The 24,118-nt window shown below is 69.5% G+C and carries 22 protein-coding genes and 6 pseudogenes; 18 read left to right on the forward strand and 10 right to left on the reverse strand.

The window, feature by feature from the left end; translation table 11 throughout:
• The first annotated feature begins 201 nt into the window (after positions 1-201).
• Complete coding sequence (locus OG953_RS41535; RefSeq protein ID WP_405691133.1) at positions 202-1,080, forward strand: DNA ligase; 879 nt, start codon at positions 202-204, stop codon at positions 1,078-1,080.
• A gap of 9 nt (positions 1,081-1,089) precedes the next feature.
• Here the strand turns inward: OG953_RS41535 and OG953_RS41540 are convergent.
• Together OG953_RS41540 and OG953_RS41545 are read right to left on the reverse strand one after the other, a co-directional pair.
• A pseudogene (locus OG953_RS41540) lies at positions 1,090-1,351 on the reverse strand (hypothetical protein).
• Between the two features lie 38 nt (positions 1,352-1,389).
• Positions 1,390-1,674, reverse strand: a pseudogene (locus OG953_RS41545) (HNH endonuclease); the annotation flags it as partial.
• A 92-nt stretch (positions 1,675-1,766) separates the two neighbouring features.
• Between OG953_RS41545 and OG953_RS41550 the strand changes: the two are divergent.
• Positions 1,767-3,116, forward strand: coding sequence for a tetratricopeptide repeat protein (locus tag OG953_RS41550; RefSeq protein WP_405691135.1), 1,350 nt, complete (start codon positions 1,767-1,769; stop codon positions 3,114-3,116).
• 90 nt (positions 3,117-3,206) lie between these two features.
• Here the strand turns inward: OG953_RS41550 and OG953_RS41555 are convergent, their stop codons facing one another.
• The 4 genes and pseudogenes from OG953_RS41555 to OG953_RS41570 all read right to left on the reverse strand — a co-directional run bounded on the left by OG953_RS41555 (position 3,207) and on the right by OG953_RS41570 (position 6,815).
• Positions 3,207-3,398 carry a hypothetical protein gene (locus tag OG953_RS41555; protein ID WP_405691136.1) on the reverse strand — a complete coding sequence of 64 codons (192 nt, stop codon included), beginning with the start codon at positions 3,396-3,398 and terminating at the stop codon, positions 3,207-3,209.
• Between the two features lie 489 nt (positions 3,399-3,887).
• On the reverse strand, positions 3,888-4,319 hold the full coding sequence (locus OG953_RS41560; RefSeq protein WP_405692514.1) for a hypothetical protein: 432 nt from the start codon (positions 4,317-4,319) through the stop codon (positions 3,888-3,890).
• A 128-nt stretch (positions 4,320-4,447) separates the two neighbouring features.
• Positions 4,448-5,291, reverse strand: a pseudogene (locus OG953_RS41565) (IS5 family transposase).
• Positions 5,292-5,540: 249 nt separating this feature from the next.
• Positions 5,541-6,815 carry a sulfite oxidase gene (locus tag OG953_RS41570; protein ID WP_405691138.1) on the reverse strand — a complete coding sequence of 425 codons (1,275 nt, stop codon included), beginning with the start codon at positions 6,813-6,815 and terminating at the stop codon, positions 5,541-5,543.
• 655 nt (positions 6,816-7,470) lie between these two features.
• Here OG953_RS41570 and OG953_RS41575 point away from each other — a divergent pair.
• The 6 genes and pseudogenes from OG953_RS41575 to OG953_RS41600 all read left to right on the forward strand — a co-directional run bounded on the left by OG953_RS41575 (position 7,471) and on the right by OG953_RS41600 (position 13,040).
• The gene (locus OG953_RS41575) at positions 7,471-10,257 is read left to right on the forward strand and encodes an alpha-L-fucosidase (RefSeq protein ID WP_405691140.1); all 2,787 of its coding nucleotides are present in this window, start codon (positions 7,471-7,473) and stop codon (positions 10,255-10,257) included.
• Positions 10,258-10,627: 370 nt separating this feature from the next.
• Complete coding sequence (locus OG953_RS41580) at positions 10,628-10,972, forward strand: hypothetical protein (protein WP_405691141.1); 345 nt, start codon at positions 10,628-10,630, stop codon at positions 10,970-10,972.
• 136 nt (positions 10,973-11,108) lie between these two features.
• Complete coding sequence (locus OG953_RS41585; protein ID WP_405691143.1) at positions 11,109-11,897, forward strand: helix-turn-helix domain-containing protein; 789 nt, start codon at positions 11,109-11,111, stop codon at positions 11,895-11,897.
• A gap of 20 nt (positions 11,898-11,917) precedes the next feature.
• Positions 11,918-12,203, forward strand: a pseudogene (locus tag OG953_RS41590) (phenylalanine--tRNA ligase beta subunit-related protein); the annotation flags it as partial.
• A gap of 170 nt (positions 12,204-12,373) precedes the next feature.
• A complete protein-coding gene (locus tag OG953_RS41595) occupies positions 12,374-12,793 on the forward strand; it encodes a hypothetical protein (RefSeq protein ID WP_405691145.1) in 420 nt (139 codons plus the stop codon).
• Between the two features lie 88 nt (positions 12,794-12,881).
• On the forward strand, positions 12,882-13,040 hold the full coding sequence (locus OG953_RS41600; RefSeq protein WP_405691147.1) for a hypothetical protein: 159 nt from the start codon (positions 12,882-12,884) through the stop codon (positions 13,038-13,040).
• A gap of 824 nt (positions 13,041-13,864) precedes the next feature.
• On the opposite strand, the gene OG953_RS41605 is transcribed toward OG953_RS41600, so the two are convergent.
• Both OG953_RS41605 and OG953_RS41610 read right to left on the reverse strand, forming a co-directional pair.
• Positions 13,865-14,128 (reverse strand): hypothetical protein, encoded by a 264-nt coding sequence (locus OG953_RS41605; RefSeq protein ID WP_405691148.1) that lies wholly within the window; start codon positions 14,126-14,128, stop codon positions 13,865-13,867.
• Complete coding sequence (locus OG953_RS41610; protein WP_405691149.1) at positions 14,109-15,032, reverse strand: hypothetical protein; 924 nt, start codon at positions 15,030-15,032, stop codon at positions 14,109-14,111. Before OG953_RS41610 ends, OG953_RS41605 begins: the two co-directional genes overlap by 20 nt.
• Positions 15,033-15,614: 582 nt before the next feature.
• On the opposite strand from OG953_RS41610, the pseudogene OG953_RS41615 reads away from it, so the two are divergent.
• The 6 genes and pseudogenes from OG953_RS41615 to OG953_RS41640 all read left to right on the forward strand — a co-directional run.
• Positions 15,615-15,839 (forward strand): annotated as a pseudogene (locus OG953_RS41615) (Uma2 family endonuclease); the annotation flags it as partial.
• Between the two features lie 175 nt (positions 15,840-16,014).
• Positions 16,015-16,446, forward strand: coding sequence for a DUF6083 domain-containing protein (locus OG953_RS41620; protein WP_405691151.1), 432 nt, complete (start codon positions 16,015-16,017; stop codon positions 16,444-16,446).
• A gap of 157 nt (positions 16,447-16,603) precedes the next feature.
• Complete coding sequence (locus tag OG953_RS41625) at positions 16,604-16,876, forward strand: DUF6225 family protein (protein ID WP_405691153.1); 273 nt, start codon at positions 16,604-16,606, stop codon at positions 16,874-16,876.
• A 294-nt stretch (positions 16,877-17,170) separates the two neighbouring features.
• Entirely contained in the window at positions 17,171-17,419 is a 249-nt protein-coding gene (locus tag OG953_RS41630) for a hypothetical protein (RefSeq protein WP_405691154.1), read from the forward strand.
• The gene (locus tag OG953_RS41635; protein ID WP_405691156.1) at positions 17,407-17,850 is read left to right on the forward strand and encodes a tail fiber domain-containing protein; all 444 of its coding nucleotides are present in this window, start codon (positions 17,407-17,409) and stop codon (positions 17,848-17,850) included. Before OG953_RS41630 ends, OG953_RS41635 begins: the two co-directional genes overlap by 13 nt.
• A 114-nt stretch (positions 17,851-17,964) precedes the next feature.
• Positions 17,965-18,762, forward strand: a pseudogene (locus tag OG953_RS41640) (integrase core domain-containing protein); the annotation flags it as partial.
• Between the two features lie 284 nt (positions 18,763-19,046).
• On the opposite strand, the gene OG953_RS41645 reads toward OG953_RS41640, so the two are convergent.
• Positions 19,047-20,087 carry a LacI family DNA-binding transcriptional regulator gene (locus OG953_RS41645; RefSeq protein ID WP_405691159.1) on the reverse strand — a complete coding sequence of 347 codons (1,041 nt, stop codon included), beginning with the start codon at positions 20,085-20,087 and terminating at the stop codon, positions 19,047-19,049.
• 191 nt (positions 20,088-20,278) lie between these two features.
• Here OG953_RS41645 and OG953_RS41650 point away from each other — a divergent pair, with 191 nt between their 5' ends.
• From OG953_RS41650 to OG953_RS41665, 4 genes are read left to right on the forward strand one after another with little or no spacing between them, the layout of a single operon-like run.
• Positions 20,279-21,181 (forward strand): ABC transporter substrate-binding protein, encoded by a 903-nt coding sequence (locus tag OG953_RS41650; protein WP_405691161.1) that lies wholly within the window; start codon positions 20,279-20,281, stop codon positions 21,179-21,181.
• The gene (locus OG953_RS41655; RefSeq protein WP_405691163.1) at positions 21,178-22,290 is read left to right on the forward strand and encodes an amino acid ABC transporter permease; all 1,113 of its coding nucleotides are present in this window, start codon (positions 21,178-21,180) and stop codon (positions 22,288-22,290) included. The genes OG953_RS41650 and OG953_RS41655 overlap by 4 nt, the downstream gene beginning before the upstream one ends.
• Position 22,291: 1 nt before the next feature.
• Complete coding sequence (locus OG953_RS41660) at positions 22,292-23,035, forward strand: amino acid ABC transporter ATP-binding protein (protein WP_405691165.1); 744 nt, start codon at positions 22,292-22,294, stop codon at positions 23,033-23,035.
• A complete protein-coding gene (locus OG953_RS41665; protein ID WP_405691167.1) occupies positions 23,032-23,802 on the forward strand; it encodes a type 1 glutamine amidotransferase in 771 nt (256 codons plus the stop codon). Before OG953_RS41660 ends, OG953_RS41665 begins: the two co-directional genes overlap by 4 nt.
• Before the next feature lie 103 nt (positions 23,803-23,905).
• Here OG953_RS41665 and OG953_RS41670 read toward each other — a convergent pair whose 3' ends face one another.
• Complete coding sequence (locus OG953_RS41670) at positions 23,906-24,118, reverse strand: CGNR zinc finger domain-containing protein (RefSeq protein ID WP_405691169.1); 213 nt, start codon at positions 24,116-24,118, stop codon at positions 23,906-23,908.

Below are 24,118 nucleotides of genomic sequence, written 5' to 3' on the forward strand. Positions count from 1 at the left end.
GGGGCGCCCGCCCGCTACAGGCGGGCCCGGTGCCTCTTCGGTGGCAGCTGCGGGGGTCAACCGCAGGAGGCTCTGATCGCGTTGGGTGAGCCGGACATCGAGGCCTGCCAGATCTGCACCCCGGAGGCGGGGCTGGTGGACGGGTAGGCCGTACGGACCGCCCGGCGAGCTACCGGGACCCAGGGCTCGCAGGCTGAGCGTGTGGAGTTCCCGATCAAAGTGGCGCTGGCCCAGGCGGTGCCGACCCTGCCTGACGGGCCGGGCTGGTGGTATGAACCGAAGTTCGACGGGCACAGGACTGTGCTGCGCCGCACCGACGAGACCGTGTTCTTGTACGCCCGGTCCGGTCGGATCGTCACCCAGCACTGGATGGACCTCGCCGTCGCCGGCATGGAACTGCGGCCGGGCACGGTGCTGGATGGGGAAGCGGTGATCTGGCGGGACGGCCGGCTGGACTTCGCAGCCGCGCAGTCCCGGGCCGCGTCCTGCGTCACCCGGGCCCGTGCCCTGGCGGCCCGGCACCCAGCCTCATACGCCTGCTGGGACGTGATCCAGCACCCTGACCCTGCGATCGGAGACCTCCGCAGCCGCCCGTACATGGAGCGCCGCGCCTACCTGCTGGAGCTGCTCGCCGACGTGGGGCCGCCGATCCAGCCCGTACCGGCCACGGACGACCGAGAGGTGGCCTTGCACTGGTACGAGGCGCTCCAGGAGCAGGGGATTGAGGGGATCGTCGCGAAACGGGCCGGTGCCAGCTACCGGTCAGGGCGCCGCGGCGGGTGGGTGAAGGTCAGGCACGCGGACACGGTCGACGCCCTGGTGCTCGGGTTCACGGGGCCGCGGCTCCGGCCGCACCACCTGGCGCTCGCGGTGGGGGACGAGGGCGGTCCGGTCCGGTTGTCGGCCCGGCTGGAGCCCGTTCTCGCGGCACGTATCGGGTCTGCCCTGACCAGTTCGACCGTGGTGGGAGACCGCAGGGCACAGGGGGAGACGTACACGCGGGTGGAGACCGACCTGGTTGTCGAGGTGCTGGCCGGGTCGGACCGACACGGGACCCTCACCGTGATCCGAATGCGGTGAGCCGGGGTGCTACGGCACATCTCCCTGCCAGTCCCACTTTTCCGGGGTGCCCGGCCTGGGCTCGTACTCGGCTCGGCCGCCGGGACCGTAGGCGCCGATCTCCGTGATCAGCATGGCCCCGGTCGCGCGTTCCTCGGCCGTCCAGCCGGTGACGTCAAAGCCCGTCCAGTGCGCCGCCGACCAGTTCGACGTATTCGTGGCCGGGCTGCGGGCCAGGGTCGGGGTCGTCGTGGTCGGCGCCGTGCACCCTGCGCTGCATCAGCTCGTCCATGCGGGCAGGATCGCACCGACCACTGACATCGGTCCGGGCTACAGGGCGACTTCGTACTTCACGACGGTGTCCGCGCAGCCCTTGGCGAGCTTCTCCAGGGCGGCCCGCTCCTTGTCGTCCGCAGTGAGCTTCCAGCGCAGCTTCGTCCCAACCCAGTCGGCGCCGTACGTGCACTGGGCGGACGCGGCCGACGGGAGCCACTCAGCCGGATCCCGGTCAGCCTTGCTCCTGTTGGTCTTCGCGGTGACGGCGACCAGGGGGCGTTCGGCGTCGAGGTCATTCGCGTACTGCTCGCGCCGGTCGGCATCCCACTTCGATGCCCCGACTGGCGGGGAGCGTCATTCCAACCGCGCTGTATTCGAAACTGCCGGGGGTGTCGGCAAGGTGTCAGCGGCGAGCGCTATGGTGCGTGGCCGTGGACGCTACTGATCTCGACTACCGGGCCCGGACGCGGTCCGGCTGCATCCCGCCGGAGCTGGTCTCACGGCTGCTCGAACGCGGCCACGTCGACGTGGTGGAGCTGCAGGCCGGACGCGGGGAGTGGTTCTGCGCGCTGGCGTGGGCGCGGTTGCTGGGTGAGCAGGGCCGGCAGGCCGACGCATTGGAGGTGCTTGCCCCGTACCTGGCAACTGGCTGGTGGACGGCCGTTGTAGCCGCGGCCGAGCTGCTGGAGGGCTGGGGCCGGGGCGACGAGGCGATCGAGATCACCCGGGTCCGCATGGAGGCTGGACACCCGATGGCGCTGGAGTCCTACACGCGCCTACTCGCCCGGCACGGCCGCGCCGAGGAGGCGTTCACCCTGCTGCGCCCGCACATCGGCGAGCTATCCCTCGCCGTGGCGCTGGTCGACGTCGCGGCCGCCGCCGGCCGCGACGAGGAAGCCGCCGCGCTGCTCGCCGCCCGGACCGAGCACTGGTGTTCCGACTTCCCGTGGTGCTGCCGAGGCCTCGATCGCGACACGGCGATCGGGCTGCTCGCCACGATCCGCGAGCGCCAGGGCCGCACCGACGAGGCGATCGCCCTGCTGCGCACCGGCAGTACCACGCTGCTCAAGAACCGTGAGCAACTGGCCGCGCTGCTGGCACGGCACGGCCGGCTCGACGAGTTTCGGGCAGCTGCGGCGACTGATGACTCGGGGTACGCCGTACAACGGCTCGCGAGGTTGCTGGAGGAGTGCGGCGACGTGGAGGGGGCGATCGCGGCATACCGGCAGGCCGATGGACCCGTGGCCCACGACCCCAATTCGGCTTTCGAGCTTGCGCAGTTCCTGGCCCGGCACGGCCGGGGGAACGAAGCGATCGACGTGATGCGCGTCCAGGCCGACGCCCGAAACGGGGACGACTGGATCCTCCATACCCTGTCCGACCTGTACCTCGACCAGGGCCGCCCCGAGGACGGCCTGGCGCACCTCGACGCCCTCGCCGCCGCCCGCGGGGGCGAGGAGGAGTGGGACCTGTACTGGATACGGCTGCCGCTGATCGCCGCCCGCGACGGCGTCGACGAAGCGATCGCACAGGCCCGCTCCCACCCCGAGGGCGCCACCTCGTACGCGGCGCCGCACATCGCCGAGCTGCTCGCCGGCGCCGGACGCACCAAGGAGGCCGTCGCCGTCCTCCAACAGCACGCCTCCGCGAACAGCCATGACCTGGCCGGCTACCTCATCGACCTCGGCCGCGTCGAGGATGCCCTGGCCGTCCTCCAACGGCGCGCCCCCCGGCCGCCCGAGCAGTCGGACGGCACCTGGCACGACGATCCCCCGTTCTGAGGCCCTGCCCGGTTCGGGCCCGCTGGGTAGCGTCCCGTCACCTGGAGAGCGGTGTGCCGGTTGCCCGGGGTTGACCTGCGCCGTCGTTAATCAGCCGGGTGTTCCGGTCCGGCGGGCTTCGAGGTAAGCACTCCAGTCGGTGGCGGCGCGTCGGCGCCACTGCTGGGCGGTGATGACGTGTAGGCCGAGCATGGGGGCGAGGACAGCGGGCGGCAGGTCCTGGGCGAGCTGGACCAACGCGGTGGTGCGGGCCGGCCGGATGGGGATGTGGTGGGCGGCCAAACGCCGGGCGAGAACGGCACCGGAGACGTGCTGGCCGGGTGCCAGGGAAGAGCCACCGGTGGGGTGAGTTCGCGGCCCAGCCAGAGGGCGGGGGTTGGTCCGCGAGTTCAGCCAAGAGGCGGGCGAGGGGTTCGGGCAGACGGGTCGGGGTGCGGTCCAGGACGAGCACCGTGTGGCCGTCCACCGCGCTCAGAGCAGCGGTGGGCAGGGCCGTGACCCGTGCGAGGTGCTGGCCGAACAGCAGGAGGAAGGATCCGGCGGCGTGGACATCCAGGGGCAGGTCAGTGTCGGGGACGATCCAGTCGACCTCCGGCACCGTGAGCACCGTGCGTCGCTTGGGCGGGCTGCCGCGCGAGGCCTTGCCGAACCGCACCTCCAGCGCGCCGAACCGGCCGTACCCCTTCGCCCGCGGGTTGTGCCGCAGGTCCTGCAGGTCCAGCATCGACGTCTCACGCCGCCGGGTGCCGTACGCGTAGACCTGCTTGAGCATCACCGCGTCCCGCCACGCGGCCAGGACACCCTTGCGGCGACGCTTGCGCTTCTGCTCGACCAGGTCGTCGTCGGCGTCGAAGAGCGCCTGCAGCTCGTCGGAGTCAGCGCGCGCCGACCGGGCCGGCCCTCGAACTCCGCCACGTGATTGGCGGTGTTCCAGTCATGGCAGACCTGCGCCGGGACCTGCCCGAACGCCTCCTCGCAGGCGGCGGCCCACCCGTACCGGCCGTCGACGATGAACGCACAGAACATCTGGAGGTCGCCCTGCTGACCGCGCACCGTTGAGTGCGCCAGCGGAGAGTCGCCCGACGACTGGTGCGAGAAGTACGCCTCGACGTCCTCAGGCGTCCACTCCCACGGATACGTCGCTGTGAACACCGCGAGCCCGCGCTCCCAGCCGATCCGCTCCGCGATCACCGTCGCCGGCATCGTCGGGGTCTGTTTCAGCAGCTCATCAGCATCGACATCTTGACGTCGGATCCCGGACCGTAACTTCACGGCCTTGCCCTTTAGGGGCGGATATTCGAAGCTTAGAGCTCGCGCAGATGGGCGTGGGATCATGGCCGCCGGGTGGGGCGGTCGTCCCAGCGGTAGGTGGTCCAGGCGCGGCGGATGAGGCTACGCACGGTGATGATGGCATCGGCCAAGTCGAAGAAGGCGTTGATGACGCTGGTGCGGCGTTCGTAGCAGCGTGCGAGCCGGTGGAAGGCGTTCTGCCAGGCATGCGTGCGCTCTACGTGCCAGCGCTGGGTGGCCTGGATGGGGGCCTTCTCGCCCTTGCACGCGATCCGGCCTCGTAGTCCGCGTTCGTCGAGGGTGGTGCGGGTCTTGCCCGAGTCGTAGCCGGCGTCCAGGTGCACGGTGATGTCGTCGGGCAGCGATCCGAGGCCGTCCAGCAGGTCCAGGGTCGAGGCGAGCAGCGGGGGAGTCGTGACAGTTCGCTCCGGCCAGTACACGGCCCAGCGGGATACCGCAACCGTCCGTCATACCTGAGCGTTTCAGGCCCTGTTTGCCCCGGTCGACCGGGGAGCGCCCGGCGACCTCGCCGCCTCCGGGCGCTTTGGTGATCGATCCATCGATGGCGATCTGGTCCAGGACGAGGCCGACGATGCGGTCGTACGCGTCCAAGGCGATGTGCCGGAACCGGGCGAAGACGCCCAGTCGGATCCACTCGTCACGGCGGTTGCGGATCGTGGTGGCCGAGCAGGTGGTGTCCGCTATGGCTTCGTAGGAGCAGCCGAACCGCAGGAGCTGCAGCAGCTTGTCGAAAATGATCCAGTCGCTGATCCGCGGGCGGTGGCAGCCGAGCGGGTGGGCCGGATCGTAGACCGGCCGTTGTGGCAGCAGCACCGCGAATTGGTCCCAGAGGGGTTCGGTCAGCCATGATGGCAGTGCAGGCACAGGTCTCCCGGTGATCACAAAGCGTCGTAAATCCATGATCGCTAGGCCCTGTGCCTGTTGTACTCCCGGGATGCTCCATCGTACCTATCTGCGCAAGCTCTAAATTCGAAGAGGGCCGTTCTCACCGAGGGCCTGACCGAGGACCAGACCTCGCGGGTGCTGGTCATCGCCCGGGACCACTACCGGCCGGTCGCGTACTGGCCGCAGGCCTACGCCCGGCCGGGAGTGAACTGCCAGCGGTGATGGTGGTCAGATCACGGTCACCGGGTGACGCACCACTGCGTCGAACAGAAAGCCCTGCGTGTTGGCCACGGCGGTGTCCGGCTGGGTGTGGCCGGCCGTGTCGGTGGCGCGGGCCAGGAGGTGAGTGTCGCCGACTGTGTCGGGCTTCCAGGTCAGGGACCAGCGGGTCCAGGTGCCGGCACGGGGCCGGTCGTGGAGGCGGGCGGGCCGCCAGCTCGCCCCGCCGTCGGTGCTGACATCGACCCGCGCGATGGCCCCCGCGCCCGACCAAGACCGGCCGTGCAGCACCTGTCCCTCCCCCACCGTGAACCTCGCCCCGCTCCCGAGCTCGAAAGCGCTCCTGACCACCTGCCGGGTCAGCGGCGCGCTGCCCTCCTCCGGGTATGCGGGGCCGAACAGACGGTAGAAGATGGTGTTCCAGGGCGAGTAGAGCGGCTGCGTGGACACCTCGATGTCGCCGACCCACTTGATCGACGCGATCCCCACCCACCCCGGCACCAGCACCCGCACCGGATACCCGTGGTCGTACGGAAGCGGCTCGCCGTTCATCTCGTACGCCAGCAGCACATCGTCCAGCGCCTTGGCCAGCGGCAGCGGACGGCGTACCCGCCCGAGGTTCTCGCCGCCGCTGAAGAACTCGGCGTCCAGACCGCGCGGCTGCACATCCACGGCGTACGAGGACAGCCCGGCCTTGCGCAGGACGTCGGCCAGGCGCACCCCGCGCCAGCGCGCGACGCCGATCGCCCCCAGCGTCCACGGGGTGCCGGTGACCGTCTCGCCCTGCTGCGTCGGGAAGTAGCTGCGGCCGTTTCCGGCGCACTCGACGAACGCTGTACGGGTCACGGCGGGCAGGGCGCGCAGATCGTCGTACCCGAACTCCACCGGCCTGTCCTCACGGGGCGCGCCACGCAGCCCGCTGCCCCACAGCCTCAGCCGCCAGTCGGCGGCGTCCAGGACAGGGGTGGCGGTGTGGTTGCGCACGAAGAACAGTTCGTTGGGGGTGTGGCGGCCGGTTCCGCGCAGCGCCTCCCAGCGGGTCTCGGCGTTGGTGTCGCGCCGGATGAACCACTCGGGCGGCAGCGGCTTGACAATCGTGGGATCGGCGGCGTGGGCGAGGTACGGCGGGGGGAGCGCGGCCCCGGCGGCGGTCGCGGCGAGCAGGGTCAGCAGCCGACGGCGGGTGACCCCGTCCGCTCTGGCGTCCCCGGAGAGCCACTGGCTCAGCCTGCGGCGGTCGTAGGCGGATTCGTCGTGGCGGGCGGCGGAGGCGGGTGAAGGCATGAGATTTCCTCGTCGTTGAGACAGCAGACAGACATGGGAGAGGACAGTGCGAGCCGGCGCACTGGGCGGCGCGCCGGGAAGGCGGCCGAGGTCCACAGCGCGGCGGCGCGTCAGAGGCTCCAGCGGCGGCATGGCGGGATGCAAGCACGCGGCGCGAGAAGGCGTCAACGGGGCGATCTCGCCACTCGGTTGGTCCCTTCTGCGGCAGACCGCGGCCGGAGGGGCGTTGGTGTAGGCGGTGCGCTTGTCGTAGATCAGTGCCGGTATGCCGTGCCTCGCGCACTCTTCCGCAGCGCCCAGCAGATCGGCCTGCCTGGTCGGACCGGCCCCGTCGACCATCACCAGGCCCGGGCTCCGCCTGCCTGCCGATGTGCGCGGGGCCGGGACCGCCCCGTGCAGGACGGTGACGCCAGCCGCCGCGTGGTGCCGCACGACCGGTCAGCTTGCCCTGATCTCGGTGTCGTCACCCTGGCGGTGCACGAGGCAGTCCAGCACCCTCCCCCTGGTCATGGGATGACGGCTCCTCATCTCTATCTCTTGTCTGAGTAGGTGCCGGCCGTTAGCGTTAACTTCCCGCGAACGACCGAGGTGTAGACCTGTTGCTCCCTTGGGGGGAAGCCACATGGCGCGTAGGGTTTCCGGGTGGATAGCCGCCGTGACGGCACTCATTCTCGGGGCGTCCGTCCCGTCAGCTATCGCAGACCCGGCCGCGGCCGGGTCTCCTCCGGGCCCCGGGTCGGCGGCCCTGCACCCGCAGACACTGCTCAAGGTGGACTTCAAGGGATCGTTCGAGGGGGAGTCGTACGTCCCCGCGGGAGGCGAGATCGTTCGCGGCACACTGGCCCGGGACGGGTCCGGTGTTCGCGTTGACAGGGGAAAGGCGACGCTGCCCGGCAGCGCGTCGGGGCTGCGCTTCACGCCCGATATGCTGCTCGGCGACGACGGACGCATCACCAGGAATCTCGTCGCCGAGGCAGTGGTGAAGCGGAGCACTGATGTGCCGCGGCTCGGCACGCTGCTGAGTCTGTTCGGCTCACCTTACTTCCGCTACAAGGACGCCAACGACTTCGAGACCGAGTTCGGCATGTCCGCCGATGGTGCAGCCCCGGTGCGCGGCCAGGGTCTGGTGGTTCCGAAGACGCAGTTCCGGCACGTCGCGCTCGTCTACACCTCGGTGAGCGCGACGCGTTCGACGCTGCGGCTGTTCCTCGACGGCTGCGCGGTGGGGAAGGCGGTGGAGCTGGGGGCTCCCGCCCCGAGCCACTCCGATGCGGTGGGCTTCGGCCGCGACGCCAACCCGTCGGTCGCGGATCGGGGCTTCGCGGGCGGTCTGGACGGCATCGCGCTGTCCACCTTCGACGGCGAGTTCTCCAGCGCGGACTTCCGACTCGAAGGCCCAGCCCAGCGGCAGACGAAGGGCCCTGGGCAGGTCGTGACGCTTTCGCCGTGCGACACGGCCAAGGACATCGAAACCAAGGCGGCCAACGTCGTCCCGAGCGAGCGGCAGAAGAAGTGGATGAACGACGAGCTCACCGCGTTCGTCCACTTCGGGATCAACACCTTCGCCGGAGCCGACGGCGTGGAGTGGGGATCAGGCGAGGTGCCACCATCGCAGTTCGCCCCGACCGACCTGGATGCGCGGCAGTGGGTGCGCGCCCTCAAGGACGCCGGTTTCAAACTGGTGATCTTCACCGCGAAGCATCATGAGGGCTTTTCCATGTGGCCGTCGCGCTACACGGACTACTCGGTGAAGAACAGCCCGTACCAGGGCGGCAAGGGCGATGTGGTGCGTGAGTTCGTGGAGGCCGCACGCGCGGAGGGCCTGCGCGCCGCGCTCTATCTCTCGCCGGCGGACGTGCACCAGTACAAGGAGGGCGTCTACAACAACAACAGCGCCTGGAAGAAGACCACCATCCCGACTCTGGTCCGCGACGACAGCCGGGCCGAAAAGGTGGCCTCCGGCGAGCTGCCCACCTTCGACGTGGTGAGCAACGACTACAACCGCTACTACGAGAACCAGCTCTACGAGCTGCTCACCGAGTACGGACCGGTTGACGAGGTATGGATGGACGGCGCGAACCCGGTCGAGATCGAGAACCCCGGCGCTCCCGTCCACGAACGGCACGACTACGCAACCTGGCACCGCATGATCCGCGCACTCCAGCCCCAGGCCGTCATCCAGACCGGCCCCCAGTCCAAGGTCGAGTACTCCGGTCCCGACGCCCGCTGGGTCGGCAACGAGACCGGCGTGGGCCGGGAGACCGAGTGGAGCGTGCTGCCGATGTACGGCGACACCCACGCCAACGAGGTCGGCACCACGCCCTGCTGTCGCAAGGTGCTCGGCGCACGCGAGCACCTCCCCTTCCACGACTACCTGCGCTGGCTCCCCGCCGAGACCGATGTCTCGATCCGGCCCGGCTGGTTCTACCACACCAGCCAGGACAGCCAGATCAAGTCGCTCCCCGCGCTGCTCGGCATCTACAACAAGTCCGTCGGCCGCAACGGCGTACTCCTGCTCAACGTACCGCCGGACCGGCGCGGGAAGTTCACTGACGGCGACGTGCGGCGGCTGCACGAGTTCGGCGAGGCGATCCGTACGATCTTCGGCAAGGACCTGGCCACGGGCGCGATCGTCACCTCGGCCGACCCGAAGGAGAGGACCGGCGAGCACAGCACTGCCACGGTCGTCGACGGCGACGCGTCGACGTACTGGACCCCGCGCTCGGGTCGCGTCCCGGCCGAGCTCGTGCTCGACCTCCCGGAGCCGCGCAGGTTCACCACCCTCTCGCTCCAGGAGAGCATGGACGTCGGTCAGCGCATCGAGAAGTTCGCCGTCGACGCCTGGGTGGACGGCCGCTGGACCGAGATCGGCACCGGGACCACCGTGGGCTACAAGCGGCTGCTCACCGTGGCTCCGACGACGACCAGCAGGCTCCGGCTGCGCATCCTGGAATCCAGGCTCGCGCCGAGCGTCGCCGGCCTCGGCCTCTTCGTCGACCCGGCGGTCGGCGACCCCGGCCTCGCCGTCCGCAAGCCGGCCCAGCAGTCCTCAACCGCGTACGACGGCACACCCGACCGCACCGTCGACGGCAACACCGACGGCGTGTGGGGGAACGGCTCGGTCACGCACACCTCCGAGCCCCAGTCCCAGCCGTGGTGGCAGGTCGACCTCGGCTCCAGCAAGTCAATCAACAAGATCGCGATTTGGAACCGCACGGACTGCTGCGGACAGCGGCTCTCCGACTACTACGTGATCGTGTCGGACACACCGTTGCCGGACTCCCTCGACGAGGCCCTGGCCACGCCGGGTGTCTGGTCCTCGAAGCAGACGGCCCAGGCAGGCACTCCCACGACGATCCCCGTGAGCCGGTCCGGTCGGTACGTGCGCGTGCAACTCGCCGGCACGAATGCGCTCTCACTGGCCGAGGTACAGGTGTTCTAACGTCTGTCGAGGTGTTGCCCCGTCCTCTGACATCCCGGCTCGCGCCGGGATGTCGTCGCGCTGCGTGAGGCGGACCCTGCGCGCCGAAGCGTTAGTGCGGCAGCCGATCACCGCGCCAGCCGATCATGATCAATCTCGGCGACAACGGCTGTATTGGTCGACGGCCTTGAACGCCTCGGTCTGGCTCACCGGGGGCGGCCTCGTCACGGGATTGAAGCGTTTTTCGCCGAACTGCATGCTTCATTTGCCTGGAGCATCAGCGCAGTGGGGATGTTCGGGGTTGACCAGACCGGGGGCCTTCCTGCCTCGCGACGGAGAATTGTGCGGTTCTCCGGGAACTCCCACGGAGTAGCCGGCGTCTCCAGTGATCATGAGGGAACGCGTTGAAGCACTGAGCGGTACCGGGGTGGCCTTGGCCGGTGGATTCGTAGGGCTGCTCGGATGGGCCGCGGATGCCGAACTCCGGGCGCGCGCCGGATTCGAAGCAGGGCCGGACTGGAGCGTGCTGTACGCGGAGCTTCCGCTGACCGTTCTCGTCGGAGTGGTAGCCGCTTTGTCAACGTGGTTGCTGCCCCGGCGATGGATGATCGGGCCGTCCGTTGCCGGGTACGCAGGCCGCGCCGCGCTCGTCGCCATAGTGCTGGCCGGATTCTGGCTGGCCGTCCAGGGCTGGTACGCAGCACTGCCCGAGTCAGTGCCGGACCACAAGCCCTAGTTCCCTCGGGGGCGCTTGGCCGCGATCACGGCGCCTCGTCCGCCTTCCTAATGCTGTAGGCAACGTTTGCCCTGTTGTGATGTGACGTGCCGTCTCGGTGCCTTGCCAGGCGGTGCGTGACCGTCACCCTGTCCGGGTGGCAGAACGAGTACGCGTACGCGAGATCGACGATGACGAAGGCAGACGGCTGCTGCGGATCATCCGCCGGGGCACCGGGTCGGTGGTGACCTGGCGGCGGGCCCAGATGGTGCTGCTGTCCGCCCAGGGCATGCCGGTGGCGAAGATCGCCGAAGTGACGTTCACCAGCAATGACCGGGTCCGGGACGTGATCCACAACTTCGACACCGACGGCTTCGGCTCCCTGTATCCCAAGTACAAGGGCGGCCGCCCGCTGATGCCCCACCCGGGCCGGCAGTGGGCCGAACGCGGCGGCAGGTACAAGGACCCCGACCGCGAACCACGCCGCAGGCGGCGGGCGACCTACACCTGCCCGCACGGGGTCCGGCATCTGTTCGCCGCCCTGGACCTGGCCAAGGACAAGCTCTACGGCCACATCAAGCTGGTCAAGAAGCGCACCCAGTTCCTGGCGTTCTGCCGCTACCTGCGCAGCCTCTACCCGCCCGAGGTCCGTATCGCGATCGTCTGTGACAACTTCTTCCCGCACCTGACTACGAAGAAGTGCCAGCGGGTCGGCACCTGGGCGGCGGCGAACAACGTCGAGATCGCCTGCACCCCCACCAATAGCTCCTGGCTCAACCGCATCGAAGCCCAGTTCACCGCCCTGCGCTACTTCACCCTCGACGGTACCGACCACGCCAGCCACAAGGAGCAGGGCAGCGTGATCCGCCGCTACATCATCTGGCGAAACCGCCATGCCAACGACGAACGCCTACGTGCCGTGGTCGACAGGGCGAACGTTGCCTGATGCGGCACCAGACAACCATCGAGACCGACTCCCGCATCGAGGCCTGGCACACCGCCTACCGGTCCTTCGGCACCGACCCCCCGCCGTATCCGCCCCAGCGTCGACGCACTCGGCCGCCGCCTCACGAAGAAGGGCACCCTGCCGCGTATCAACCCGGCCGTCGACTCCTACAACACGGTATCCGTCCGGCACGGCCTGCCGGCCGGCGCCTTCGACCTGGACCACGTCACCGGCAACGCCGACATCCGCTACGCCGACGGCAGTGAGGAGTTCACGTTGCTCGGTGAACCCGACACCGTCGAGAGCTGTTCCAAGCGCCATCGCCCCGGCCTCGCTCGGCTGTTACAAGACAGCGACAGAGTCCCGATGAACGTCTGCCTCCGCTGTGCCGTCGTTTCTAGTGACTACGCCAATCGGCACGTAGGTGCCCTTTGGCGCGAAAAGCTGTTCTCAGCATAGAAAGGGGCAGATCTGTGATGGTCTCAAAGCGGCGCTCCCTGCGCATTGCCGTCGTCGGTGTCCTCGGCGCGGCCTCCCTCGCCCTTATGGGCACCGCGGTGGCGGCACCCCCGGCCGCGCACACCGCAACCCCGGTCGTCGTTGCGCAGAAGGCCGTGCCTGCCAAGGCCGGCATCACGGCTAAGCCGTCGGTGTCCTCCGTCCGCGCCTGGCAGCTGTTTCGGGTCACGGGCCAGACCACCGGTCTCAAGGCGGGCAGCAAGGTGACCCTTCAACAGAAGCAGCACGGCAAGTGGGTCAGCCTGCCCGCGTCCACGAGCATCTCGCGGGACGGCTCCTACTCGCTCGGCGTCAAGCTCGGGCTGAAGGGCAAGAACGACCTGCGCATCGTCAGCGGCACCACGGCCTCGCCGGTCTTCAACGTGACGGTCCGCTGAGACGCGCTGCCACCGCGGCAGAGGTGGGCTGTCGGCACCGGGGTGGTCTCACCTGCCCCGGTGCCTACCGGACGGAATCGTCGGTGACGTGGTAGACGCGCTGCTCCTGGACGTGACCGGTTGGACGGACGAGGAACGTGAGACGGGAGCGATGCTGATCACGGAGATCGACGCCGACGGTCCGGGCGACCGCGCCGAGTACGAGCCCAGGCCCGGCGCACCGGACAGGTGGGATCAGGCTGCGTAGGCGAGGAAGTCGGCCACGGCAGGGGTGCGCTGGTGGTGCAGGCGGAGTCGACACCGCCGATCGTGTCGATGACATGGTGCCCCAGATCGAGAGCGGCGTTGATGTCGCCGAGGGCGAGGTGGGCCCAGGCCTGTCGGACCTGGTAGATCACGGCGCCGCGCGCCTCGCGGTCGCTGTTGTGGGGGCCTCGTGGGTGAAGGCCGCGCGGAAGTTCTCCAGGGCACGGGGGGAACGTGAAGAAGCCCTTCCCCGGCGGGGGAAGGGCTTCGTGAGTGAGCGCTGGGCAGGCCTTGCACCTGCATTTCCCCACAGGAAGCGGGGCGTCTTTCCTTGGACCACCAACGCAGCGTCAGTCGCCGTGAGTTGCGGCGAACTTCCAAGATCGACTATAGCGCATGCGGCCGTCGGTCGGCCCCGGCCATCGCGGAGGCGGTTGAGTGGCAGACCCGCGCGATGCGCGCGCTCGGTGCCAAGGCGTTCCCCGATGCGGAGACGGTGCTGGACGATGCGTTGTCCCCGATCAAGGCGATCCGCGCCCAGTGCCGTCGTCAGCCTGCGGCCACCGTGCGTCGTTCCGCCGATCGGATGCCATTCGCGAGGCGCGTCCGCTCCTGCTGACCCGTTGGGAAGATGTGCCCCTTTCTGCCGGAAAGGGCTCAAGGGCCCGTGACCAGGTGCTTTGCCTGGGCGGGCCCGTGAGGAAAGCCAGGGACTCAGACCCATCCCGGGGCTCGGACGATCCAGCCGGCCTGGCGCCACTGGTCGGCGTCGAGGGTGCCCCCTGGCGGCGCGAGCCGGCACCGCTGCGGAGTCTGCGCCCGGACTCATTCGCGTACGCCACGCAGCTGCGCCTGATCGGCGCGCGGATCGTCGCCGCCGCAAACGACGAGGTCGGCACGCAGGCGGTCCGCACCGCCCGGGTGCTGGCCGTCGGCGCGACGCCTGCCCCGGAGCACCGCGCGGCGGACACCGCTCCGGCGACGTTCACAGCCGTGCCCGAGACACCGGTGAAAACCCGCGACGTGGCGGCGGACGGCTTCCGCCAGGCGCTCGATCGTGCACAGAAGGTCAATGACCGCATCGGGCATCGGGCCCAGGGTCGTCGTCCCAGGGGTCGATGACGCCCGGTTTCGCGTTGTTCAGCATCTGGTCGATAGTGCGGACGAGGCCCTTCTCGTCGACGTGCGCGATCCAGGGGACACCGTCGAGGACGTCGGCCAGGTCATCGGTGACGAGGGCGTCGAGCATCGTGCGCAGCTCGTCCGGGACAGGGGCGTCCACAAGGCAGAGCCAGGCGAGCACGGCGGGCACGCGGACATCTGCGGGCCGTGCGGGATCAGGCCAGAGGGTACGAGCCCATGCGGCGGCGCGGAGGTCGGCGTTCTCGAAAGCGAGTTCCGCGATGGCCAGGACGAGGCTCGCGCGGACCGCGGGGATCTGTTCGGCGGCCAGGCGGGCACGGAGGGCTTCTGTGATGCGGCGGGCCTTGCCCGAGGCGGTGGCCAGGGCGTAGCAGGCGGAGGTGCGGACGTCGGGGTCCGGGTCGTGGAGATGTGGGAGGAGCAGGTCGGCGTCGGCGGTGACGGCATTGCGTGATGCCTCGATGGACCAGTTCATCGCGTAGCCGCTGCAGTCGCATGTCCACTGCTGCGTGGCCACTTGGAGGAAGGTGTCGCGAGTGCCGTACCCCCAGTGCTGCTGTCTTGCCACCGCGGTGGCAAGACGGATTATGCTCGAACGGTGATGCGCTGACGGGTCGGCAGCGACGCGCAGAAGGAACGGCACGGTCAGCGGGGCGACGGAGCCGACCGTGCCCTGGTGAACCAGGCCGTCCCAGAGTTCTCCCAGTGCCTGCCCGGACACGTCGGCGTCTGTGGAACGCAATCGAGTCAGCAGCTCAGGAACATCGTCACCTGAGCCGTCATGGGCATGCTTGAAGCGGCTGAAGGGCACCGCGGCGATACGGAACCCGTCCTTGACGTCCTGTGGCATCCCCAGGATCACCCCGCGCGCACGTCGAGCGGAGTCCCCTCGTGCAGCTCGAATCCGTGTATGCGTACCTGGTCGTGATCGAACACAAGCTCCTCAGACGTCATGCTTCCCCCGTAGCTTTGCTGGCCGGAAGGCCTCTGTCGACCACGAGGCGCCGACACCACCTGACGAGCACTCGGGCTGCCCCGTCCCCCACCGAACCCGTCCGGCCCGTCCGTTAGCCCGGCTCAGAAATCACCAGAGCACCCTTCATCGCGGCGGGCAGACAGCGGGCAGTGGGCAACCGCGAACCCTGTCCACAAGCTCGCCGCCCACCAGGCCGTTACACCCGCACAGCGGCTGGACCCGGGTATCGCAAAGGCAGTCGAGCGACAGGCCGAGCGTGCCGCCCAGCAGGCCGGGACGGCGGCTGTTGTCGCGCATCCGTGCCGGGTACACGCTCGCGGTCCTCGACAGAACCCTCAGCGGGACGGGGCGCCCCCGGCGCCTACGCACCCCCCTACTTCGGCGGGTTGACGACCTTCGTCGTCAGCCTCGAAATCCTCTTCGACTCGCCCGGGCACACGCGCCTACCGATTCCGGACGACGAGATCATCAGCAGAACAGTTGTCGCGGCGCCGGTACGCCGAGTACCGGGCCCCGCTCCACCTCTTTGTCGACCGGATCGAAGGCAGCGTCACCCTGTTCTCCGAGCCCGGCCACCTGGGCTACACCCGCGTCGACGGCCCCCACCCATTTGGTGTGGTGCTGCGTCTGCCGGACCCGTTCAACCTGGACCTGGACACCAGCGGCCTGTCGCCCGCCTGACCTGCAGGCGTGCGCTCGAGACAGGGTCATCCCTTCAGGCCACCGCCCCGGCAAGCACATGACGCCGTTGTTGCCCCGTGTGGCGTCTGGGAGCGCACCCGAACGGTTTTTCCCCACCCGGCACGGCTGGATCGCGCCCTACCCGCCCTGACGGCCCGTCCGGACCCTGAACATCATGGGGGATACCGGAAACACCACACCAGGCCAGGACAACACCGATAACGCGTTCCACGCCCTCCTCGAAGGCGCCACCGCCCCACGACCGCCCGCCCTACCCGACTGCCCGTTCTGCGACCTCCGCCAAGACCGCTACGCCACCCACTACGAAGGCCACTGGGTGCTCCTCGAACCCCGCATCATCGTCCCCGCCCACACCGTCGCCCCGCGCCGGCGCTGGATCATCACCTCGGACGGGGCCGCCATGAACCTGTGGGACGCCGAACCCCTCCCAGGCACCCGGTGCCGGATCGCGCACCGCATGGTCTGCCCCTACCTTCAACCCGAAGACCCCTGGCCCTGGACGACCGCGCTCCGGCAGGAGAACGAACGGCGGGCGCAGCGCCTGTTCAACCTCCCCGACGACTGGGACCTCCCCAGCACGGGTTGACCGCGCGGCCGCCCGGTACCGTGCCCACCGGCTGGGTTCAGTTCACCGCCGGTGATCAGTTCTTCACCCCGGCCCTCTGTACCCCGGATCAGCGCTCTGGCCCGGGGTACAGCCGTGTCTCCACCACCAAGGCAACCCGGTCCGGCAACCTGTGCCCATGACCGACATCTATGAGCACGCCCCGAAGATCTGGAACGCTGCGCAGCTTCGCGACGCGCTGAAGGACCTTCCCGATGACGCACCGATCCATATCGGTGTGGCGGAGGACCCCGGTGATTTCGACGGGTACCGCGAAGGCGTGCTCGTGGATGCTCATCAGGTTGAGAACTGGTGGCCAGCCACCGCCACCACGCCGGAACGCATCGAGACCGAAGAAGCGCTGACGCTGTTCGCCGACTGGCAGCCTGGTGCGTACGACCGCCTGGACTGACTCGGGCTCGCTACCGGGCCGCTGTCGCCCACCGCATCCAGCCCATTGACCCGTGGGTCGCGGCCTGTTCTCGTGCCGCCTGCTTTCCCTCGGACCGGCCTGGTAGTCCCAGCTCGGACACCGGGGGCAAGTAACCCGTCGGTAGGTTCCGAGGGCTTGGCCGCTGCGGTTTCCTGGTGCTGGGGCGCTTCGTCGGCCGGGTCTGGTCAACGTCTGGTCGTGCAGCTCGTGACCGACGGGGGGCGGTGTCGTTGGCTGCTTGATCTGATCTCTGACTAATCCGGAGCGTGCTTCATGTCTCTTACCGCAGCTACCCGACTTGCCGCAGTGTCCTCCGCTGCGATCGCCGCTGTGTCGGTGTGCCTGGGCGCGGCCTCGGCTACCGAGGCCGCGGAGCCCGCGCAGGTGCGGGCGGTGGAGCAGAGCGCCGCCCCCGTCGGCGACGACCCCGGGGCCTCCGCTCAGTTTGTCCCGCTGGGCAGTCTGCTGTTCTCCGACCGGGCCGTAAAGACCAGCGTGAGCCCGGTGCGATGGGATCGCTGACCGAACGCCTCCACCGCGCCCGGACCGCAGGCATTCGGGCCTACCGGGCGCGCCTGCACCCCGACACACCCAATCCCGCCGGAATGACGTCCACAGCCTCCGGGGAAACAGTCGCCGAGGCGGGTGACGGCGTGAACGGGTTCGACGTCCTTGCCCGAGTGGTCCGCCTGCCAGTGAGCACATGGCGCTACCGGTGGGAGGGCGACGAAGTGCGTCACCTGGGGCCGATGGCACAGGACTGGCGAGCCCACCTCGGCCTGGGAGCCGACGACAAGACGATCTGCTGCACCGATGCCAACGGCGTTGCGATCGTGGCGATTCAGGCACTTCACCGGCAACTCACCGACCTTCAGGCTGAGGTCAGGGAACTCCGGGCGCAGAAGGCCGAACCGGCAGCACACGCACCTGGTGCGGAGACACCGCGGGTCTGACCATCTCAACCGCTGCACCTGGCTGCGGCTGGGTGCAGCGGCTGCGGATGGAATGACGCGGGTACGCCCTGCGGCCGCGCCCGCGTGTGCCCGGAGACCGGCCGGGCCCTGCTCTCCGCCCGCGGCCCCCGCACCGGATGGCCGACGGCGGCGGCCGCACTCAAGAGTCTCGTGCTGCGCCTGGCCCATGAAAATCCCCGCTGGGGCCACCGCCGCATCCAGGGCGAACTGGCCCGACTCGGGCACCCCATCGCGGCCTCCACGGTCTGGGAGATCCTGCACGCAGCAGGCATCGACCCGGCCCCGCGCCGCTCCGGCCCCACCTGGCGCGACTTCCTCACGGCGCAGGCTCAGGGGATCCTCGCCGCGGACTTCTTCCCTATCGACACGGCCCGGGGCAAGCGACTGTACGCGATGGCGTTCATCGAGCACGGCACCCGGAGACTGCACATCATCGGGGTGACCACGCACCCCACCGCGCAGTGGGCGGTACAACAGGCCCGGAACATCGCTGCCGACCTCGGCGAGCGGGGCGCCGGGCCACGGTTCCTGCTACGCGACCGCGACAGCAAGTACACCGACGCCTTCGATGCCGTCTTCACCGCCGAGGACACGGAGGTGCTGCTCAGCGTGCCCCGGGCACCGCGCATGAACGCGCATTGCGAACGCGTGATCGGAACCATCCGCCGCGAGGCCCTCGACCACGTCCTGACCCTGGGCGAGAACCACGCCAGGAATGTCCTGACTGACTACCAGGACCACTACAACGGACTCCGACCGCACCGATTTTGGCAACAGCTACCGCCCAGCGCGACCGAGCAGGCCGCAATCGTGCACGACCTCGACGACCGAAGCCTGCTCCGCACCAGGGTCCTCGGCGGCATCATCAACGAGTATCGATACGCGGCGTGACCTGCAACGACGACTTTTCGAGCCCCACAGGTCGACGATGGCCGCGCAAAGTCGGGGGTCGGTGAACGCCCTGGGGGCGCCTGCCGTGCCGTGGGGATCTCCTCTTCGACGGCCGTCTCCGCGGCCGTCGGCGCTGGCCGCGTGCAGTGCCGCTTCGGTCTTGCCTCCAGTACCGGCATCGACGATGGCGGTGAGGATCGCGTTACGCCGAAGGACCAGGGGCTGCCGCTTCTGACCCCGCATCAACGGAACCTGCTCTGCGCCATGCGCGGGCCCGGCACCGTTCACGCACGGAGTGTGGACCTCCGGACCACGACGGTGCACGGCACCATCACATGACGCGGTGCCTTTCCGCCCAGGACATCGATCAGCATCGTCACGGATTCGGCGCCCAGGCGTCGCGCGTCCAGGCTCAGGGCGGTCAGCGGTACATCCCAGTCCTCAGTGCCACAGGACTGGTCGCTCTCGCGCATCACACTGACCATCAAGTCGTCGGGGATGTGCAGGTTCAGCCGCCGGGCCGCGATCACCAGGGCCTGGCCGTATGTCTCGTTGAGGCCGTGGACCGCGTCCGGGCGGTCGGGGCCGGACAGAAGTCGTAGCGCCGCCTCCACCGGATCCTCGGAGGCAGCCGGTGTCTCGACGAGCATCGGCCGGCCGGCCGCGGCGCACCACTCGCGATAGAGGCGCTCGGAATCCTGGGTGTACGCGTCGGGTTCCGGGCCCGAGAGGAGACCGACCCGGGTGGCGCCGGAGTCCCGCAGGTGGTCGAGGACTTCGGCCATGCCATGCTCCAAGTCGCTCTCCACTGTGGGTACATCCTCGTATCCCGGATCGATGGGGCGGCCGTCGGTGACCACCGGCATGCGGCGGCGCGCGCAGTCCGCGAGCAGCGGGTCCTCCCGTACCGGGTCGACGATGATGAGGCCGTCCATGGGGACGCGGGCCCACAGCCCGGAGGCCGGATCGCTCGGGACGACGACGAGGGCGTAGTCCCGCTCGACGGCGGTCATGGTGGCGCCGGCGGAGAACGCCGCATAGTACGGGCGGTAGGTGCCGGCCCACGGGCGGTCCGACATGTGGCCCACGGCCAGTCCGAGGATGCCGGTGCGTCCGGACACGAGTCCGCGGGCCACGGGGTCGGGGCGGTAGCCGAGTTCCTCGGCGGCGCGGCGGACGCGCTCGCGGGTGGCCGGGGCGACCTGCCCCTTGCCGTGGAGGGCGTGGGACACGGTGGTGATGGACAGGCCGGTGGCCCGCGCCACATCGCGGATGCCGATCCGCCGGCCGACCTCCCCGGCCCGTGTCGATTTCCGGCTGGTCATGCTTTGGTCGCCCTTCCGTGTCATCCACCGAGCTCCAACGCGCGGCGGCCTCAAGAGTGCCAGAGAACGGCCTGTCCGCACCCTCGAACCCCAAAACGTTTTTCTTTCGCTGACCTCGAGGTCTTGACGTACAAAAACGTTTTGGGCAGTGTAGCGCCACCGCTTCCCGGCACCTCTCCTCTAGGAGCTCCATGCGTAGCGTCCGTACGTTTGCCTTGCCCGCACTCACCGCCGTGTTGCTCGCCGCCCTCACGTCCTGCGGCGGTTCCGCAGTCGGCAGCGATGACTCCACCACCCACACCACCGACGCCAAGGGGTCCCGCACCTACGGCACGTGCAAGGTGACCGGTGCCCGCGGCTCGATTCACCTCAAGACCGTCGAGAACGGCACTCTCACCGTGGTCGGTGACCTTCCCAGCCCCGGCTGGTGGAACGGCGACACCGTGCGTCAGATCGACAGCGGCTACGAGTACTGCATGGCCGCGAATCTCGCCTACCGGGCCGGCCTGTCCAAGCTCACCGTGCGCAATGTGTCTTTCGACGCGCTCGTCGCGGGCAAGACCCAGGACTTCGACATGGCGCTCGCGGAGATCTCCATCACCGACGCCCGCCGCAAGGTGGTGGACTTCTCATCGCCGTACTTCTCCTCCGACATCGGCGTGCTGGTCAAGTCCGGGTCCAAGGTGACCAAGGACAACATCGGGGGCCAGCGGCTCGGCGTGAAACAGGGCACTACGGGCGCCGACTTCGTCCGCGACCGCATCCACCCGAAGAGCCGGCCGAAGGTGTTCGCGGGCGACGTCGAGCTGCAGGCCGCGCTCCAGGCGGGCCAGATCGACGCCGCGCTCACCGATGTCGCCATCGTGCTCGGCAAGGCCCAGGAGTCCAAGGGCAAGCTCAAGGTGATCGGGCAGTACGACACCGGCGAGTCGTACGGAGCGCTGTACCCCAAGGGCGGCAAGAACTCCGCCGCCCTCGACGGGGCCATCGACGCGATGAAGAAGGACGGCACGCTCGACAAGCTCTCCTCCACCTACCTGGCCGAGGCCTTCGGCGGGGACCCGGCGGCGATCCCGGTATGGAGCGCCAAGTGAGCGTGCACTCCGATCTGTTGACTGTGCTGAAGACCGAGCGGACCGAGCCGCCGAAGGCCACCCCGCCCCGGCCGACGCTGCCGCTCGCGGCCGCCGCGGTGGCGGCCGTCCTGGTCACCCTGACACTGACCGCCGCCACTGCCCAGTCCGTGAGCAAGGTCCTGCCCGGCTCCGGCCTGCCGGTCGCCGGCGGTGCGGTCCTCGTGGCCGTCGCCGTGCTCACCCTGCTGAGGCCCGCGCTGCGGGCGGTGCGCTCGGGCCGCGCGGCCGCCACGGCCTGGTCCGAGGACCGGCGGGCCGACGCCCGGCGGGCCGCGTCCGAGGGCCGCGAGGACGCCCGGACCGTACTGGGCTGGTGTCTGGCCGCGCTCGTCCTGCTCGGCGCGGTCTGGTTCCTGTTCGCCAATGACCGTGCCGTGCAGCGCACTTTCCTCGACGCCGAAGTGATCGGAATCAGCCTGCGGGAGATTGCCTCCGCGTTCGGCACCAACCTCTTCATCGCCGTCGCCGCGCAGATCCTGATCCTCGTCTGGGGACTGGCCCTCGCTCTCGCCCGGATGGCGCCGGGGCGTACCGGCCGCCCGCTGCGACTGCTCGCCACGGCGTACATCGACGGCTTCCGCGCCGTACCGGCGATCATCGTCATCTATCTGATCGGCTTCGGACTGCCGCTCGCCGAGGTGCCGGTGCTCAGCTCGCTCAGCCCGGTGTGGTTCGCGATCCTCGCACTCACCCTCACCTACGGCGCGTACGTCGCCGAAGTGTTCCGGGCCGGCATCGAGTCCATCGCGCCCGGCCAGAGCGCGGCGGCCCGTTCACTCGGCCTCTCGCACAGCGCCACGCTGCGCCATGTGGTGCTGCCACAGGCCACCCGCCGCGTCGTACCGCCGCTGCTCAACGACTTCATCAGCCTGCAGAAGGACACCGCGCTGGTGAATGTCATCGGCACCATCGACGCCTTCAACCAGTCGAAGATCTTCGCGTCCAACCACTTCAACCTGTCCTCGGTGACCGTGGTCGCGGCGCTCTTCATCCTCATCACGATCCCGCAGGCCCGGTTGGTGGACCGGCTGGTGGCACGTGAGCAGCGCCGCGGCAAGGGAGCCTGACATGGCCTTCATCGAGATCGACGGGGTGCACAAGAGCTACGGGGAGACCCCCGTGCTCCGCGGCATCGACCTGACCGTGGCCCAGCACCAGGTGGTGACCCTGATCGGCGCCTCCGGCAGCGGCAAGTCCACCCTGCTGCGCTGCATCAACGGCCTGGAGGAGATCAGCGGAGGCGAGATCCGGGTCGGCGGTGATGTCGCCTCCGGCCGCGGCACCGATGTGGACCGGCTGCGACGCGATGTCGGGATGGTCTTCCAGCACTTCAATCTGTTTCCGCACATGAGCGTGGTGCGCAATGTCGCCCTCGCGCCGATGCAGGTACGCGGGATACCGCGCGCCGAGGCCGAGGAGCAGGCTCGCGCCCTGCTCGCGCGGGTCGGCCTGGCCGACAAGGCCGACAGCATGCCCGACCGGCTCTCCGGCGGTCAGCAGCAGCGGGTGGCCATCGTACGTGCCCTGGCCACAGGCCCCCGCGCACTGCTGCTCGACGAGATCACCTCGGCCCTCGACCCCGAACTCGTCGCCGAAGTACTGGCCATCGTCCGCGAACTGGCCGAGGGCGGCATGACCATGCTGCTGGCCACCCATGAGATGGGCTTCGCCCGGGAGGTTTCGAACAAGGTGTGCTTTCTTCATCAGGGCGTACTGCTGGAGGAGGGGCCACCGGAGCAGATCTTCGGCGACCCTCAGCAGGAGCGTACCCGCGCCTTCCTGCGCCGCATCGTCGAGGCGGGGCGGCTGTGAGCGGCGCGCGGGTGCTCGTCGTGGAGCACGAGGACGGCACGGGCCCGGCCCAGTTCGGTGAACGCCTCGCCGAACAGGGCCTGGTGATCGATCTCTGTCGCCCCTGGGCGGGCGACACGCTGCCCGGCACCCTGGACGCATACGACGGGCTGCTGGTCCTCGGCGGATCCATGGGCCCGTACGACGAGGAGCAGGCGCCTTGGCTGCCAAAGGTGCGGAAACTGCTGCGGCAGGCCGTAACCCGGGACCTCCCCACGCTGGGGATCTGTCTGGGCATGGAACTGCTGACGGTGGCCTGCGGGGGCGAGGTCCGGCACGCCGCCCTGCCCGAGGTCGGACTCAATGACCTGATATCCCATCAAGCGGCTTCCGTAGACCCGCTGTTCGCGCCACTCGTGGACCAGGGCAGCTGGTTGCGCGCAGTGCAGTGGCACTGGGAGGAGACGGCCACCCTGCCCGAGGGCGCCGTTCCGCTGCTCACCAGCGAGCGCTGCACCCACCAGGCGTACCGGATCGGCACGGCTGTGTGGGGTGTTCAGTTCCACCCCGAGGTGCTGGCCGATGACATACGCACCTGGGGTGCGGCGGACGTCGGTTCGCTGCACGCCCTGGGCCTTGAGCCGGGCGGGGTCGTTGCCGAGGTGGGGCGCGAAGAGAAGCGGCTGCGCACGCTCTGGGGTGCTTTCGCCGAGCAGTGGGGGTGCATTGTCGCCGACGGTCCGGGCCCATCCGCCCGACAGCGCATTCCAGTGGAGCGGCGGCCATGAGGGTCCGATGACACTGACCTGCCCGAACCCACCCGCGGTCACGCTCGTCATGGACCCGCGTGACGACCTCACCCAAACGCGGGGAGGCTGGGGGCTCTCGCGGTCAGTACGGCTGGGCCGTCGGTCGGGGACGCGTGCCGCAGGTGGCCAGGCCGCACCAGCGGGAGCGGCCGCTGGCATCGAGGAAGATCCGGCCGCAGTCCGAACTGGGGCAGCTGCGGATGGTGAAGCGCTTGGGGTCAGCCAGCAAGTCGGCCGCGCTGCGGGCGGTGGCGTACAGGGGTAGTCGCAGGCCGACCGTTGGGGAGAGCCGCAA

Origin of the sequence: Streptomyces sp. NBC_00057, from assembly GCF_045041165.1 — a bacterium.
In the GTDB taxonomy this organism is placed as follows: Bacteria; Actinomycetota; Actinomycetes; order Streptomycetales; family Streptomycetaceae; genus Streptomyces.

Coding starts and splice junctions, on each gene's coding strand:
- OG953_RS41560 (WP_405692514.1), bottom strand. CDS start 4,319: ATGCCGGCGACGGTGATCGCGGAGCGGATCGGCTGGGAGCGCGGGCTC.
- OG953_RS41570 (WP_405691138.1), bottom strand. CDS start 6,815: ATGCCTTCACCCGCCTCCGCCGCCCGCCACGACGAATCCGCCTACGAC.
- OG953_RS41580 (WP_405691141.1), top strand. CDS start 10,628: ATGAGGGAACGCGTTGAAGCACTGAGCGGTACCGGGGTGGCCTTGGCC.
- OG953_RS41595 (WP_405691145.1), top strand. CDS start 12,374: ATGGTCTCAAAGCGGCGCTCCCTGCGCATTGCCGTCGTCGGTGTCCTC.
- OG953_RS41605 (WP_405691148.1), bottom strand. CDS start 14,128: ATGCCCGATGCGGTCATTGACCTTCTGTGCACGATCGAGCGCCTGGCG.
- OG953_RS41610 (WP_405691149.1), bottom strand. CDS start 15,032: ATGCCACAGGACGTCAAGGACGGGTTCCGTATCGCCGCGGTGCCCTTC.
- OG953_RS41620 (WP_405691151.1), top strand. CDS start 16,015: ATGGGGGATACCGGAAACACCACACCAGGCCAGGACAACACCGATAAC.
- OG953_RS41625 (WP_405691153.1), top strand. CDS start 16,604: ATGACCGACATCTATGAGCACGCCCCGAAGATCTGGAACGCTGCGCAG.
- OG953_RS41630 (WP_405691154.1), top strand. CDS start 17,171: ATGTCTCTTACCGCAGCTACCCGACTTGCCGCAGTGTCCTCCGCTGCG.
- OG953_RS41635 (WP_405691156.1), top strand. CDS start 17,407: ATGGGATCGCTGACCGAACGCCTCCACCGCGCCCGGACCGCAGGCATT.
- OG953_RS41645 (WP_405691159.1), bottom strand. CDS start 20,087: ATGACCAGCCGGAAATCGACACGGGCCGGGGAGGTCGGCCGGCGGATC.
- OG953_RS41650 (WP_405691161.1), top strand. CDS start 20,279: ATGCGTAGCGTCCGTACGTTTGCCTTGCCCGCACTCACCGCCGTGTTG.
- OG953_RS41660 (WP_405691165.1), top strand. CDS start 22,292: ATGGCCTTCATCGAGATCGACGGGGTGCACAAGAGCTACGGGGAGACC.